The sequence below is a fragment of the Novosphingobium sp. genome (genome assembly GCF_025351285.1).
Classification (GTDB): Bacteria; Pseudomonadota; Alphaproteobacteria; order Sphingomonadales; family Sphingomonadaceae; genus Novosphingobium.
Genome location: NZ_JANXWG010000079.1, coordinates 24,746 through 40,126, shown reverse-complemented (window position 1 = coordinate 40,126; position 15,381 = coordinate 24,746). Strand labels below are relative to the sequence as shown.

Annotated in this window: 13 protein-coding genes; 9 read left to right on the top strand and 4 right to left on the bottom strand. The window is 64.4% G+C overall.

Translation table 11 applies throughout. The annotated features are described in order from the left end of the window. The 3 genes from Q0R16_RS09535 to dnaJ form a co-directional block, all read left to right on the top strand. The coding region (locus tag Q0R16_RS09535) for an Hsp70 family protein (RefSeq protein WP_295635577.1) at positions 1 to 315 on the top strand (315 nt) is incomplete at its 5' end. A gap of 56 nt (positions 316 to 371) precedes the next feature. Next, the gene (locus Q0R16_RS09530; protein ID WP_295635574.1) at positions 372 to 767 is read left to right on the top strand and encodes a virulence factor; all 396 of its coding nucleotides are present in this window, start codon (positions 372 to 374) and stop codon (positions 765 to 767) included. Continuing rightward, entirely contained in the window at positions 764 to 1,882 is a 1,119-nt protein-coding gene (dnaJ, locus tag Q0R16_RS09525; protein WP_295635570.1) for a molecular chaperone DnaJ, read from the top strand. Before Q0R16_RS09530 ends, dnaJ begins: the two co-directional genes overlap by 4 nt. An 8-nt stretch (positions 1,883 to 1,890) precedes the next feature. Here the strand turns inward: dnaJ and Q0R16_RS09520 are convergent, their stop codons facing one another. Next, positions 1,891 to 4,218 (bottom strand): patatin-like protein, encoded by a 2,328-nt coding sequence (locus tag Q0R16_RS09520; RefSeq protein WP_295635567.1) that lies wholly within the window; start codon positions 4,216 to 4,218, stop codon positions 1,891 to 1,893. 175 nt (positions 4,219 to 4,393) lie between these two features. Between Q0R16_RS09520 and Q0R16_RS09515 the strand changes: the two genes are divergently transcribed. From Q0R16_RS09515 to Q0R16_RS09495, 5 genes are read left to right on the top strand one after another with little or no spacing between them, the layout of a single operon-like run. Continuing rightward, positions 4,394 to 5,779, top strand: a complete 1,386-nt coding sequence (locus Q0R16_RS09515) for a TIGR03013 family XrtA/PEP-CTERM system glycosyltransferase (RefSeq protein ID WP_295635564.1) — start codon at positions 4,394 to 4,396, stop codon at positions 5,777 to 5,779. Then, complete coding sequence (gene prsK / locus Q0R16_RS09510) at positions 5,776 to 8,031, top strand: XrtA/PEP-CTERM system histidine kinase PrsK (RefSeq protein ID WP_295635561.1); 2,256 nt, start codon at positions 5,776 to 5,778, stop codon at positions 8,029 to 8,031. Before Q0R16_RS09515 ends, prsK begins: the two co-directional genes overlap by 4 nt. After that, complete coding sequence (gene prsR / locus Q0R16_RS09505) at positions 8,031 to 9,434, top strand: PEP-CTERM-box response regulator transcription factor (protein WP_295635558.1); 1,404 nt, start codon at positions 8,031 to 8,033, stop codon at positions 9,432 to 9,434. The genes prsK and prsR overlap by 1 nt, the downstream gene beginning before the upstream one ends. After that, entirely contained in the window at positions 9,427 to 10,989 is a 1,563-nt protein-coding gene (locus tag Q0R16_RS09500) for a tetratricopeptide repeat protein (RefSeq protein WP_295635555.1), read from the top strand. The genes prsR and Q0R16_RS09500 overlap by 8 nt, the downstream gene beginning before the upstream one ends. Positions 10,990 to 11,014: 25 nt before the next feature. Further along, entirely contained in the window at positions 11,015 to 12,082 is a 1,068-nt protein-coding gene (locus Q0R16_RS09495; protein ID WP_295635552.1) for a CaiB/BaiF CoA-transferase family protein, read from the top strand. 50 nt (positions 12,083 to 12,132) lie between these two features. Here Q0R16_RS09495 and Q0R16_RS09490 read toward each other — a convergent pair whose 3' ends face one another. Beyond that, positions 12,133 to 12,315, bottom strand: a complete 183-nt coding sequence (locus tag Q0R16_RS09490; protein WP_295635549.1) for a hypothetical protein — start codon at positions 12,313 to 12,315, stop codon at positions 12,133 to 12,135. Positions 12,316 to 12,577: 262 nt separating this feature from the next. Between Q0R16_RS09490 and Q0R16_RS09485 the strand changes: the two genes are divergently transcribed. Continuing rightward, a complete protein-coding gene (locus Q0R16_RS09485; protein WP_295635546.1) occupies positions 12,578 to 13,153 on the top strand; it encodes a MarR family winged helix-turn-helix transcriptional regulator in 576 nt (191 codons plus the stop codon). Between the two features lie 45 nt (positions 13,154 to 13,198). Here the strand turns inward: Q0R16_RS09485 and Q0R16_RS09480 are convergent, their stop codons facing one another. Both Q0R16_RS09480 and panB read right to left on the bottom strand, forming a co-directional pair. Next, positions 13,199 to 14,272, bottom strand: a complete 1,074-nt coding sequence (locus tag Q0R16_RS09480; protein WP_295635543.1) for a DUF475 domain-containing protein — start codon at positions 14,270 to 14,272, stop codon at positions 13,199 to 13,201. Between the two features lie 105 nt (positions 14,273 to 14,377). Then, a complete protein-coding gene (panB, locus tag Q0R16_RS09475) occupies positions 14,378 to 15,247 on the bottom strand; it encodes a 3-methyl-2-oxobutanoate hydroxymethyltransferase (RefSeq protein WP_295635540.1) in 870 nt (289 codons plus the stop codon). Positions 15,248 to 15,381: the final 134 nt, after the last annotated feature.

Below are 15,381 nucleotides of genomic sequence, written 5' to 3'. Positions count from 1 at the left end.
AAGAACAACGCCGAAAGCCTCGTCCACGCGACCGAGCGTCAGCTTGAGGAACATGCCGACAAGATCGACGCGAGCCTCAAGGGCGAGATCGAAGCCGCCCTCGTCGAGACCAAGTCCGCGATCGAAGGCGGCGATGTCGATGCGATGACCGCCAAGACCCAGGCCCTCACCGAAGTGGCGATGAAGCTGGGTCAGGCGATCTACGAAAAGGAACAGGCCGCATCGGCAGCCCCCGGCGGCGCGGGTGGCCAAGTCAAGCCCGACGACGGCGTGGTTGACGCGGAATTCTCCGAAGTCGACGAAAACAAGGGCTGACTGCGCTCGATCGACAACGGTGTTGTGCCGATCCTGTGACAAGCTAGGAAAGCGCCATGGTATTGGCTCGCGAAATTGCTGGCGGTAGCGATGCGTGGCGCTTTCTCGCGCGCGGGGCCGGGGTCGGTCACAATTCAGGGGGACGAAAAAGCATGTACGCGATCATATTCGATCTCGATACATCAGCGTTACAGTTGGCCTATCCGAATCCGTCCTGGAACAATGCCTATGCAGACATTCGCGGATTCTTGACCGCGCGGGGGTTTGAGTGGGTTCAGGGCAGCGGGTATTTCGGCGATGACAGCGTAGATGCAGTCAAATGCGTGCTGACGATCCAACGGTTGAGTCGGAAATTTCCCTGGTTCAAGGCCGCCGTGCGCGACATTCGCATGTTGCGGATAGAGGAAAACAACGATCTTCTGCCGACCATCATGGACGATGGTGACGAATGACGACCGAAGTCGATTTCTACGAATTGCTCGAAGTCGAGCGCACCGCTGACGACAAGGTGCTCAAGTCCGCTTACCGGCGGCTGGCGATGATCCACCACCCGGACAAGAACCCCGGCAACAAGGAAGCCGAGGCCAAGTTCAAATCCATCAGCGCGGCCTATTCGTGCTTGTCCGATCCGCAGAAGCGTGCGGCTTATGATCGCTATGGCCATGCCGCGTTCGAACAGCAGGGCGGCGGTGGAGCAGGCGGCGGTGCCGATTTCGGCGACCTGGGCGATATTTTCGAAACGATCTTCGGCGGCGCGTTCGGCGGTGGCGGTGGGCGCGGTCAAGCGCGGCGCGGCGCGGACTTGCGTTACGACATGGAGATCACGCTCGAAGAGGCGTTCCACGGAAAGCCCGCGCAAATCACGGTCGAGGTCTCGCAGAAGTGTGACCCGTGCGGCGGATCGGGCGCGCAGCCCGGCACAGCCGCGCGCGGGTGCAAGCTGTGCGGCGGGCACGGCAAAGTGCGCGCGCAGCAGGGTTTCTTCATGGTCGAACGGGCGTGCCCCTCGTGCCACGGGCGCGGCCAGGTGATCGAAAACCCATGCCGCAGTTGTGGCGGGGAAGGCCGCATCGATGCGCCGCAGACGCTCGACGTGCAGATCCCCGCGGGTGTCGATTCTGGCACGCGCATCCGCTTGAGCGGCAAGGGCGAGGCAGGGCCACAGGGCGCGCCATCGGGCGACTTGTATATTTTCCTCCACGTTTCGCGGCACAATGTTTTCGAACGCGAAAGCACCACGCTGATCACACGCGCGCCGATCAGCTTCACCAAGGCGGCCTTGGGCGGCGAGATCGCCATTCCCGGGCTCGACGGCGCCACGCACACCATCGACATTCCCGCCGGCATCCAGTCGGGCAAGCAGTTGCGCAAGCGTGGCGCGGGCATGCCGGTGCTGCAAGGGCGCGGGCATGGCGATCTGGTGGTAGAGATCCAGGTCGAAACCCCGATGAAGCTTTCGGCGCGGCAGAAGGAATTGCTGCGCGAATTCCAGGCCACCGAGACGGGTGATGAAACACCGCAATCGAAGGGCTTTTTCGATCGGTTGAAGGATGCCTTTACCGGCTGACCATCGCCTCAGGCGGGCGCAGCAAACGCCGCCTCGACCTCGTCGATCAAGCGCTGCACCAGCCCTGGTTCGGCCTTGAGCTGGTCGCGTTCGGATTCGAGTACGGCCAGGAATGCCTGGTGTTTGGCGCGACGGATCATCGCCGGGGGCAGGGGTTCTTCCACGGTCGAGGCGATCAGGTCGATCACGCGTTCGGCACCGTGGAGCCGGCCCCACAAGTAATCGTTCTCGCGGTAGGCGCGGCTGAAGAACGCGCCGAAGTTGAAGAATTCCACCCCGCGCAGGCATGCGAATGTGCCGCCGGGTCGGATCGAGGGCGCATCATCGGGTGAAATGCGGTCGATCTTGACCGGATCGAACTCGCCGCCATTCGCATTCAGGCTGTCGCCCTGCAACAACGGCAGCGTGGCGACATCGTAAAACGGGAAGCCAAGGTAGGCGAGCAGCACGCGCCGGCGCAGCACCCTGTCCATCACCACCAGCGATTCGACCAGCATCGCATCGACAGTCAGGTCGATTGCGGTCAACGCTCGCCGCTCGGCTATTGCCGCCAGCACCCCGCCGGGATCTTCGCACGCGCGCGCGGCGATGGCGCCGAAGCTTGTGCCGAAGCCGGCGCCGGTTTCGCGCGCCTGGTACAGCGCCTGCGCGCGGAACACCGTGTCACGCGCCGCTTCGCGAGCGACTGGATCGATGCCGGCCATATCGCTCCAATCATGCGCCAGCCGCCGCGCCAGCATCTTGATACGGCGGATGCGGAAGGCGAAATCGTGTGCGCGGAAAAATGCAATCGTTTCGGGCGTGGCGCCGCCGCCAAGCTCAGCCAGCCGGTTGAAACCCTTGGCGCGCAAGTGCCGCCACAGCGCGGTTTCGACAGCATCGGGGCTTGCCGCGTCGGGTGCGGCGGAATGGATCGTTTGCGCGAGCGCTGTGACGATCCCGTCGAGCTTGACCTGGGCATAAGCGCGAAAGGCGAACCCGGCGCGTTCGGCCGCAGCCTGCTGCGCGCGGTTGCGCCACGCGGTCAGCCGCTTGGGGTTGGGCCGGTCGAGGAAGAATGTCCGGCCGAACAGACCTTCGACCGCTTCCTCGATTTCGGGCCGCAGCGCCTCGACAATGCCGCGCAATCGCGCGCGACCATCGGACTGGCGCCGCAGCGCCTCCAGGTTGTCGCGGATCGGCTGTTCGCGTGGGATCGACGAGAGCGAACCCAGGATCGCCGAGAAAAATCCCACGGTCTTCGTCGCGCGCTGGCCGATGTGCATCGCATCGGGACGGGGGTCGATATAGACAAAGCGGCGGTCTACTTCGCGCTGCGCCGGTCGATCACCCAGCACCGCGATCGCCTCGGCGAAGGGGGCGTTGACCAGGACGGCCCCGTCGATCAGCGCAAGATCGTCGAATTCCCCGCGCTGGTGCCGTTCGGGCATGATCCGCGCAATGAATGCGTCGCGGCTGGGCCAAGTGTCTTCCCGCTCGGTCACCAGCCCGTCGACCTCGCGCAGCGCAAGCGGCGGGAAGGCGCCGGGGAAGCTGGCGGTGGCGCGCGCGGCAACGACCAGTTCGGGCCAGGGCGCCAACGCGCGGCCTGGCCCCTGGGTTACCACTTTGCGGAAACCGATCGACAGGCGGTGCTCGGTTTCCTCGACCACGGGCGGACTGTGGAGTTGCAGCGCCATCGGGTGGCCGTTGAAATCGGTGGCGGTGACCAGCAGGTCGAGCGGGTGGCCATCGGGCAGCAGCGGGGGGCCAGCGGGCGTTGCGGCCATTGCATCGAGGGCGTCCGCGATCAGCCGCGAGAAACCGATGCCGCTGAACGGTGGCGCAAACCAGCGCGCGCGGATCAGTGCCGAGACCTTCCGCCTCACTTCGTTGCGCGTTTCGGGCGCGACCGTACCCGATACCACGTTACCCGGACGCTTGAGCAGCAACCACACCAGAGGCTGGGCCCAGAATTTGGCCAGGCGGCTCCACGGCTTGGCGTCGGGATCGAGCAGAACCTCGATGTCCGCCTTTTCGAGCCACAGTCTGGTCAATGGTTCGAGGCTTTGCCCGTTGGCGATGGCCTGAGCCAGGAACACGCCGTTCATGCCGCCAGCACTCGCGCCGGCAACGATGTCCAGCAGCACGCGCAGCTTCAGGTCGCGGGTGGCGCCGATGGTTTCCAGCAGTTCGCGATAAACGGCTTCGACGCCGGGGGTGCTCGGCTGGCGTGCATGGTGCGCGCGGCTGGCGCGGACCGCGTGCCACAGCTCCTTGGTCACGCCGTGCATGTAGACGGCGAGGCTGACTCCCCCATAGCACACCAGTGCGATGCGCAGTTCCTTCTGCCGCATCGGTGTAACATGGCAGGCTTGGGCGCGTGCCGCCAGTGTTCACGTGCTTGTAAACAGGCCCGACAGAATGGGCGGGACGATTGTCAGATTTACCGACAGTTTACCCATTCGCCTTAGGAACCATCAAGCACGACGACCGCCGCTCCGGCCTGGTCGGTTAGGGATCGACGCCGCGATGATCCGCTTGTTCAAGCATTACATTCCCAACACCGTGCTGCTGCTCGGCCTGTTCGATTTCGCGGTGTTGCTGCTGGCGGGCGAATTGGGCTGGGCCATGCGTGCGCGCCAGATCGGCATCACCGTCGGTCCGATGGCCGGCCGTTGGGTGCCGCTGACGGTTTTTGCAGCGATGATCCAGCTCGCGATGATCTCGGTCGGGGTCTACGGCGCCGATGCGCTGCGGTCGATGCGCTATGCCACGGCGCGGTTGCTGGTGGCGATCAGCCTGGGCATCATCGCGCTCTCGGCGCTGTACTTCATGCTGCCGGGCCATACGCTGTGGCGATCGAACCTGGTTTACGCGATGGGCTTCGCGATGGTGCTGCTGCTGGCGTTGCGGCTGATCGTGGGCGAATTCATCGGCGCCGCAGCGTTTCGCCGCCGTGTGCTGGTGCTGGGTGCTGGCCATCGCGCCGATCGGCTGCGCAAGCTTTCCGAAAAGCCGGATGCGGGTTTCGTCATCGTATCGTACCTCGCCATGCACGAAGGCGTGCAGGTGGTCGAAGAAGCGATCAACCGCTCGGCCATTCACAATCTCACGCGCTTCGTCGAAAACCTGGGCGTCAGCGAAGTGGTCCTGGCGCTTGAAGAACGGCGCAACGCGTTGCCGCTGAAAGATCTGCTGCGGATCAAGACCACCGGGGTCCACGTCAACGATTTCTCGACTTTCCTGGAGCGCGAGACAGGGCGGATCGATCTCGATACGGTCAATCCCAGTTGGCTGATCTTTTCGGACGGATTCTCGTCGGGCCGCATGCTTTCGAGCGCGTTCAAGCGCATTTTCGACGTGCTGGCGAGCCTGCTGCTGCTGCTGCTGACGTTCCCGATCATCGGTCTGTTCGCTGTGCTGGTGAAGCTGGACAGCAAGGGCCCGGCGTTTTTCCGGCAGACCCGGGTCGGGCTGTACGGGCAGGATTTCCAGTTGATCAAGCTGCGTTCGATGCGCACCGATGCGGAAGCCGCGGGCGCGCAATGGGCGGTCAAGGATGATCCGCGCGTCACCCGCATCGGCCGGCTGATCCGCGCCTGCCGGATCGACGAACTGCCGCAGACCTGGGCGGTGCTCAAGGGCCACATGAGTTTTGTCGGCCCGCGTCCGGAACGGCCCGAATTCGTGATCGATCTGGAAGACAAGCTGCCCTATTTCGCCGAACGGCACATGGTGAAGCCGGGCATCACCGGCTGGGCGCAGATCAATTACCCTTACGGCGCCTCGATCGAGGATTCGCGGCACAAGCTCGAATACGACCTGTATTATGCCAAGAACTACACGCCGTTCCTCGATCTGCTGATCCTGCTCCAGACCATTCGCGTCGTGCTGTGGAACGAAGGCGCGCGATGAGCGCAGTTCCGGCCTCCGTTGCCGAATTTTCCGGGGGCGGCTTGCCCAGCCCGATCGGGTGGGACGGCTTCGGGCATTGGGCCAATGCCGGCGCCGCGTTCTGCTGCGCGCTGGTGGCGGTGTGGATCATGCAGCGTCGCGCGCGCGCGGCTGTCGGAGCTGCCGACCGCAAATCGAACCTGGTCGGCGGCGATGGCCGCGCGGAAATCCTTGCGCTGTGGGTCAGCGCCGGCTGGGCCATCTCTGTCGCCGGCCTGGGCGCCGACGCGGTTGTGGCAGGCATCGGCGAGACCTTGCGCAATCTCGCCTGGCTGGGGGTGACTTACACGCTGTTCGCGCGCGACGGACGCCACTCCAGCATGGCTCCGGTTCGGCCGATGCTGATAGTGCTTGCGTTGCTCGAACTGCTACAGCCCGCCCTGCTGCTGCTGGCGTGGCGCTTTTCCGCTCTGCCCGAAGCAGAATCCAGCATTCTCCAACTCATCGTGACGTTCCGCCTGCTGGTGGTGATCGGCGCGCTGGTGATGGTCCACAACCTTTACGTGGGCGCGATGGGCGCCGCGCGCGGCATGATCCGCTGGACATGCGCGGCGCTGGCGCTGCTGTGGGGGTACGATCTGAATTACTACACGATCGCCTATCTCGGCAGTGGACACGAAGGGTGGGGCTTCCCGCTCGAACTGACGAGCTTGCGCGGTGTGGCGCTGGTGGCCTTTACCAACCTGCTGGCGATCGGCGTGGTGCGTCAGGGATCGAACCAGCGGCTTTCACCCTCGCGCGCGGTGGCTTTCCAGTCGCTGTCGTTGCTGGTGATCGGTATTTACCTGATCGTGATGGTGGGTGCGTCGCGCTCGCTGGCGTGGCTGGGAGCAGGGCCGGCGCACTTCGTCCAACTGGCGTTCGCGCTGGGATCGACCGCGCTGTGCCTTGCGTTCCTGCCCTCATCACGGTTGCGCGGCTGGCTCAAGGTGACGGTGGCCAAGCACTTCTTCCAGCACCGTTACGATTATCGCGCCGAATGGCTGCAGTTCAGCGAGACGATCGGCCGCGCCGGGCCGACCGAGCCGGCCTTGCCCGAACGCGTGGTCAAGGTGCTGGCCGATATCGCCGATGCCCCCTGCGGCGTGCTCATCGCGCCGGATGATAGCGGCCACCTGACCGTTTCCGCGCGCTGGCAATGGCGCACGCTCGACATTCCGGCGCAAGTATTGCCGCGCGAAGCCGTGGCGTTCTTCGAGCGTGATGGTTTCATCGTCGATCTCGATGCAGTGCGCGCCGGGATCGACCATAACGGCGAAAAGGCCATCATCCCGCAGTGGCTGATCGATGAAGAACGTGCCTGGGCGATCGTGCCGCTGCTCCACTTCGGCCGGCTGGCAGGGGTGGTCATGCTGGGCCGCCCTTCATTCGCGCGTACGCTCGATTGGGAGGATTTCGATCTGCTGCGCGTGGTCGGTCGGCAACTGGCGAGCCATCTGGCCGAGCACGCCAGCCAGCATGCGCTGCTCGAAGCCGCGCAGTTCGAGGATTTCAACCGCCGCATCGCCTTCGTGATGCACGATATCAAGAACCTGGCGAGCCAGCTTGGTCTGCTGGCCCACAATGCCGAACGTCACGCAGAGAACCCGGCGTTCCGCGCAGATATGCTGATCACGCTGCGCAATGCGTCCGAACGGCTGGGCGGTCTGCTGTCGCGGCTGTCGCGCTATGGTGCCGGTGGCGGCACTGGCGATGCGCTTGGCCCGGTGGCGGTGGCGTCGCTGCTCGAACGGGTGGCGGCCGGCTATCCCGGTGCGCGGGTCACGATCGAAGCGCCGTCGTCGTGTATTGCCGTCGCCAGTTCCGAGACGCTCGAACAAGTGCTGCGCCATCTCGTCCAGAACGCGCTCGATGCCAGCGAATCGGGCTGTGATGTCGAGCTTCGGGCAAGCGTCATCGGCTTCGAAGCGGTGATCGAAGTGATCGATTTCGGCTGCGGGATGAGCGCCGAATTCATGCGCGGCAGTCTGTTCAAGCCGTTCGTTTCGACCAAGCCCGGCGGGTTCGGGATCGGTGCCTTCGAATCGCGCGAACTGGTTCAGGCGATGCGCGGGCGGCTCGAAGTCGAAAGCCGCGAAGGACTGGGCAGTCGCTTCGTCGTCCGGCTACCGCTGGCGCTGAATGACGGGCTTGCGAGCAGCGCTGCCGCGCTCGGCCAGCGAACCGATGGCGATCGGCCGATGCCCGCCCCATTTCACAGGAAGGTTGCGTAATGCGAAACCAGGCCGTCTCGGCTAAGCCATCAACCGATCCCGGCCATGCGTTGCCCAAGCTGCTGGTGGTTGAGGATGATCTGGGTTTGCAGGCGCAGCTCAAGTGGGCTTACGATGATTTCGAGGTGTTCATCGCCGGTGATCGCGCCGAGGCGCTGGCGCTGCTGCGTTCGGAAGAGCCTGCCGTGGTTACGCTCGACCTTGGTTTGCCGCCCGATCCCGATGGCGTGACCGAAGGGCTGGCCCTGCTCGATGCGATCATGACGATGAAGCCCGATACCAAAGTGATTGTGGCGTCGGGTCACGGTGCACGCGAAAGCGCAAGGGCGGCGATCGCGCGCGGGGCTTACGATTTCTATCAGAAGCCGGTGCGGATCGACGAACTGGGGCTGATCGTGCGCCGCGCGCTTCACGTCCAGAAGATCGAGGCCGAAAATCGCCGGCTTGCCGACAAGGCGGGTGAGGACAATCGCGTGCTCGGCCGGATGATCACCGCGGCGCCCGAAATGGTGCGCGTGGCGCGCACGATCGAGCGGGTGGCGAGCACCAATGTCTCCGTCATGCTGCTGGGCGCCAGTGGCACCGGCAAGGAATTGCTGGCGCGGGGCCTGCACGATGCCAGCCCGCGCAACCGGGGCGCATTCGTGGCAATCAACTGCGCGGCGATCCCGGAAAACCTCCTCGAAAGCGAGCTGTTCGGGCACGAGAAGGGCGCTTTCACCGGCGCGGTCAAGACCACCGAGGGCAAGATCGAACTGGCCCACGGGGGCACGCTGTTCCTCGACGAAGTGGGCGATATTCCGCTGCCGTTGCAGGTTAAATTGCTGCGCTTTCTGCAGGAGCGTACGATCGAGCGGATCGGATCGCGGCGGTCGATCGCGGTCGACACCCGGATCGTTTGCGCGACGCACCAGGATCTCGACGCGATGATCGGTGATGGGCGGTTCCGCGAGGATCTGTATTACCGCCTTGCCGAAATCGTCGTGAAAATTCCGGGGCTCGCGCAGCGTCCAGGCGACGCAGCACTGCTTGCAAAAAGCTTGCTTGCGCGGTTCGCGGCCGAAATGAACCCGCAAGTGAAGGGCTTTGCGCCCGATGCACTGGCCGCGATTGACGCCTGGACCTGGCCCGGAAACGTGCGCGAACTCGAAAACCGGTTGAAGCGCGCGGTTGTGATGGCCGATGGCAAGCTGCTGACCGCCGCCGATCTCGATCTGGTTGCCCCCGATGAAAATGCCGAAAACCCGCTCAACCTCAAAAGCGCTCGCGAGACTGCCGATCGACGGGTGATCCGACACGCATTGGCGCGCAGCGAAGGCAACATTTCGGGCACCGCGCGGCTGCTCGGGATCAGCCGCCCGACGCTGTACGATCTGCTCAAGCAATATGATCTCCATGCCTGAAGCGCTGCGCCGTGCCTTGTTAAGCGCGGCGTTGGTGCTGTGGCCGGGCATTGCCGGCAGCGCGATCGACCCTGCGGCAGAGGCCAACCGCAAGGCCGAGTCCGCCTTCGCGCGCGGCGATGCTGTTTCGGCCGAGGTGGCATTGCGCGCGGCGGTCAAGGCCGGGGTGCCGCTCGACGCGGTCCGCGCACGGCTGGGGCAGGCGCTGCTGTACGAAGGCGATGCGCGCGGAGCGAGGACCGTGCTCGCCCCGGGCACCTTCGCGCCGGGCACCGAAGGGGTGGGCTGGCGCGCGCGTGGACGGCTCGAATTCGGCGCCGGCAACTTGCCGCAAGCCGGGCAGGCTTACGACCTAGCGTTGCGCACCATCGCCGATGATCCGCTGCTGTGGGACGATATCGCGCAATTGCGCTACCGCGGCGGCGAGCAGGCGCAGGCTTACGAAGCAGCGGTCCGCGCCGTTCAACTCGGTCCGAAAGAGCCGCGTGCAATGCTGGTGATGGGCCTGCTCGAACGCAGTCGCACCGGATTGCTGGCGGCATTGCCTTGGTTCGAGCGCGGGTTGCAGCTTGCCCCGCGCAACATCGATCTGCTTGGCGAACATGCCGCCACGCTGGGCGATCTCGGCCGTTACACCGACATGCTGGCCGCCTGTCGCCGGCTCGACCTGGCCGCGCCCGGCAACGCGCGCGGGCTGTACCTGCAAGCCGTGCTGGCCGCGCGGGTCGGGCAGACCGATCTGGCCCGCAGCATCCTCCAGCGCACCGGCAAGAAGCTGCGCGATCAGCCCGCGGCGATCCTGCTGGGCGGAGTGCTCGAATACCGCGCGGGCAATCTCAACCTGGCGGTCGAGCAGTTCGACCGGCTGCTGCGGCTCCAGCCCGACAACCGCTACGGCGCGCAATTGCTGGCGCGTGCAATGGCCGAGCAGGCCGGGTGGGGGCCGTTGCTCGATCGCTTCGGCCCGGTTGCAGACCGCCCGACAACCGCGCCATATCTCGCGACGCTGGTGGCGCGCGGGTACGAGATCACCGGCCAGCGCGCCCGCGCGGCGCCGGTGCTGGCGCGCGCACTGCCGCCCGCTTTTGCCGGCTGGATTGCGCTGCCCACCAGTCGACCGCCCGAAGTGTTGGCGATCGGCGCGGCTGAAAATCCCCGCAGCGCCGCCGCAGTCGTGCCCTTTGTCCGGGCCTTGCTTGCCGCCAGCGACGCCCCCCGCGCGCTCCTGGCTGCCCAGACCCTGCGGCAAGCCAACCCGGGTGCGTCCGAAGCCCATATCCTGGTTGGCGATGTCGAGGCGATGGCGGGCAGCTATGCCGCCGCGCTGGCCGATTATCGCCGCGCTGCGCAGGTCCAGGCCAGCCCGGGCCTGGCCCGGCGGCTCGATTTCACGCTGCGCGCGCTCGGCCAGACAGCCGAGGCCGATGCCACGCTGGCGCGCTTCCTGGCGCAGTATCCGCTGAGCCTGCCGGCGCAGCGACTGGTCGCCGCGAGCAAGGGACCGGACCTTGGGGGCTGGACAGCCCCGAACCGCAAGGGCATGACCCTCCCTTAACCGATCGATTAAAGGGAGAGTTTGCATGCCCGGAGTGCTTGAGGGCCTGACCGTCATCGAATTCGCCGGCATCGGTCCCGGACCGTTTGCGTGCATGATGCTGGCCGATCACGGCGCGAAAGTGATCCGTATCGAGCGCCCCGGCGTGAAGGGCCGCGTGGGTGATGCCGGCGGGCGCGACATTCTCAACCGCAACCGCACGCGGCTCGAACTCGACATGAAGGACCCCGCCGCGATTGCCCGCATCCGCGAGCTGGTCCGCAGCGCCGACGCGGTGATCGAAGGCTTCCGCCCCGGCGTGATGGAACGACTTGGCCTCGGCCCCGACGAGCTGCTGGCCGACAATCCCAGGCTGGTGTTCGGCCGCATGACCGGCTGGGGACAGGACGGGCCGATGGCGCCGCTGGCGGGCCACGACATCAATTACATCGCGCTGTCGGGCGCGCTCCATTCGTATGGCCGCAAGGGCGAGAAGCCCAGTTTCCCGGTCAACGCGGTCGGTGATTTTGGCGGTGGCGGCATGATGATGGCGTTCGGCGTGCTGGCTGCGGTGCTCAATGCGCGGACCACCGGGCGGGGCCAGGTCGTCGATTGCGCGATGGTCGACGGCGCCGCGATCCTTTCGGCGATGACCTACAGCTTCCTCGGCAACGGCATGTGGAAGGACGAGAGGGGCGTAAACCTGCTCGATTCGGGCGCGCACTTCTACGACACGTACGAAACCGCCGACGGCAAGTGGATCTCGATCGGCTCGATCGAACCACAATTCTACAAGATCCTGTTGGAAAAGGCCGAACTGACCACCGATCCCGCCTTCGCCGCGCAGATGGACCCGACGGGCTGGCCCGCGCTCAAGGACAAGCTGACCGCGCTATTCCTGACCAAATCGCGCGACGAATGGTGCGCTTTGATGGACGGCACCGATATCTGCTTCGCCCCCGTGCTGAGCCTGACCGAAGCACCCCGCCACCCGCACAACGTGGAGCGCGGTACTTTCGTCGAGGACGAAGGCATGGTCATGCCCGCGCCGGCACCCCGCTTTTCCGCCACTCCTGCGCCCAAGCCGAGGCTGGCGGGGGAGGTAATGGGGTAGGTTGGGGCGGGCTGTGCTGTTCGATTAACCTGTTGAAAATGAACCAGGTTTCAGCCACCCAAGATGGTTATCACATCAAGCGCGCGACTGAGGGCAACACCAAGTTTCGGATCGATCTTACGTTCATCGGCGATCCTGATCATCAGTTCCAACTGATTGTCGATAAAGTCGATCGCGTCGCGGTCCGTTTGAAAAGACGGAACGACCATCGGGCCGTCGGCGTTGCGATTCACGACTTATTCCTTGGTGTCTGGGAGGCTTGCATCTGCGAGCGATCCAAAATGGCGAAGACTCAGTTTGCAGATCCATGCGGTTCGGGTGTTAAGATGACTCTTTGGACGATCGCCGGTAATTTGCGCGTTTATCCGAACTACATTCAAATTGAATATATCAATTCTGCAATCCTACCTAGTGTCCTTTCCTGGCACAGAAACTTAAGGTGCAAATAAATCCATTGTCGAGATGACGGATGGCTGCGCACCAAAGGTTATCCGAATGACTCAGCAGATTAAGAATGCTGGATTTCTGAGCAGCGATGCAGCCGTGGAGGACGATTTCAGGTCGAGGCTGGATGGGGCTCTTGCTGCCATCAAAGCCATCGAAACAGCGATCAAGGTCGCTGCGAGTTTTGCGCTCGAAACCCGTCCATCACCGCCCGATGATCCAGAAAGATACCTGATTGCCGGGGGACGGCGCAGCCTTCCCCAATTTCAACTGCGTTACGTTGCTGAAAGGGAAATATCGATCAAGAAAATGCGGGCTTCCTATTTTCCAAGTACCGTCCTTGAGGATGCTGGATGGAACATCATGATCGATCTTTTCGTGCAGCAACAGCTTGGTCGCGATGTTTCGATCACATCGGCCTGTTTGGCTTCTGGAGTTCCCCCGACTACGGCCTTGCGTTGGATCGAGGTGTTGGAAAACGAGGGAGTTGTCGTTCGAGAAGACGATGAATCCGACCGCCGCCGGCGCTTCGTCAGGTTGACTGAGCAGGCTTCGGCTTCAATGGTCGACTATCTCTCGATGGTGGCGGTTACACGCTATCGCGCGCAAAATGCCGATTATCCATAAGGAGCGGCCGGCTCGTGACCTGCTAGGCTAGCCAGTGGATCAGGGTCAAGGCACATTTAGCGCTTCCATCCCATTCCGCCGGCGATACCGTACCGACCACACCAGCGACAGTCCGATCACCACCGCGCCGATCATGCCGGTGATCACTTCGGGCACTTCGTAGCGCGCCGACACCAGCATCAGCACGCCGAGCGCGAGGATGGCCCAGAAGGCGCCGTGTTCGAGGTAGCGGTACTGCGCGAGCGTATCACGTTCGACCATCAGCGTGGTGAGCGAGCGGACGAACATCGCGCCGATCGACAGGCCTAGTGCGATCACCGGCATCGAGTTGGACAGCGCGAAGGCGCCGATCACGCCGTCGAAGCTGAAGGTGGCGTCGAGCAGGTTGAGGTACAGGAACGCGCCGACGCCGGCTTTTGCCGCGGTCGTGGCGGCGGCGCTGGGAGCATGGCTCGCATCGTCCGCTTCCGGCCCTTTCAGCATCGTGCCAAGGCCCTCCATCGCGACGAAACTGATCAGGCCGAGCATGCCCGCCACCACGAAGCGGTGCGCTTCTTCGGGCGGCAAGGTGTTGCCGATCACCAGCAGCACGATCAGCACCAGCGCGATCTCGACCGCTTCGACCGCGGCGAAGCGCGAGAGGAAATGTTCGATCGAGCGAACCCAGTGGACGTCCTTTTCCTGGTCGAAAAAGAAGCCGAGGCCGACCATCAGCAGGAATGCGCCGCCGAAACCCGCGATGCTGACATGCGCGGCGCTGACGATCACTTGGTACTGGTCGGGATGGCGCAGCGACAGTTCCAGCGCCTGATACGGCCCGATGCCCGCCGCGATCGCGACGATTGCCAGCGGAAACACGATCCGCACCCCGAACACCGAAATCAGCATGCCCCAGGTGAGGAAGCGCTTGCTCCACACCGGCTCCATCGTGCGCAGGATCGCGGCGTTGACCACCGCGTTGTCGAACGACAGCGACACTTCGAGAATGGCCAGCACGAACACGATCCACACCACTTCGGCCACGCCGACGAGGCTGTGTGCGCTCGACCAGCCGAAGGCGGCGGCCAGGATGAAGCACACAGCGGTGAAGATCAGCGATGAGCGGAAGTGGCGAAGCAAAGGTTACATCCCGTAAGATTGGCGAGCCGCCTCAATGGGGCCGAGAAGGCTGAACGGCAATACCCGCAGTCGGTTTCCCCGCGCGCCGATCAACAGCGCTATCGATCACTTGGGCTGGTAAGTCTGGTCCGGTCCGGGAAAGCTGCGGTCACGCACTTCGTCGGCATAGCGTGCAGCGGCGCCCGAGATGGTTTCGGCGATCGCTTCGTATCGCTTCACGAAGCGCGGCACGCGATCGAACATGCCCAGCATGTCGTCGGTAACAAGAACTTGCCCGTCGCATTGTGCCGAAGCGCCGATGCCGATGGTGGGGCAGGGGACGGCCTGCGTGATGGCCACCGCGATCGGTTCGACCACGCCTTCGATCACGATCGCGAAGGCGCCGGCATCGGCCAGCGCGCGCGCATCGCCCAAGATCTTGTCGGCCTCGGCGTCGCTGCGCCCACGGGCGTTGTAGCCGCCCAGCACGTTGACCGCCTGCGGGGTCAGCCCGACATGACCGATCACCGGAATGCCGCGCGCGACCAGAAACGCGACTGTTTCAGCCATCGCAGCACCGCCTTCCAGCTTGATCGCAGCGCAGCCGGTTTCCTTGAGCACGCGCGCGGCGCTGGCGAAGGCCTGCTCGGGCGAGGCTTCATAGGTCCCGAACGGCAGGTCGACGACCACCACCGCGTGATAGCTGCCGCGCACCACCGCCGCGCCGTGCGCGATCATCATGTCGAGCGTGACCGGCACGCTGGACGGCAGGCCATAGATCACCTGGCCCAGCGAATCGCCGACCAGCAGCATGTCGCAATGTTCGTCGAGCAATTGCGCCATCCGCGCGGTGTAGGCGGTCAGCATCACGATCGGCCGGGCGGTGTGGCCTTCGACCTTGCGCGCGCGGATCGCGGGTACGGTCAGCCGCTTCATCGGTGCGGGCGTGGGGTTGGCGCGACTGGTCGCGGTGTCGAGTTGGAAGGTGGTGGACATGGCCCTGCTTCTAGTCGCTCGGCGGGTACGCGCAAGCTTGGGCAAAAACCGCTTGCGCCCTGCGGTGCGACCGTTAGCGTCTGCAACATGACTGGTTTCCGGGGCAACCAACCGGTCACTCGTGAAAACGCGAG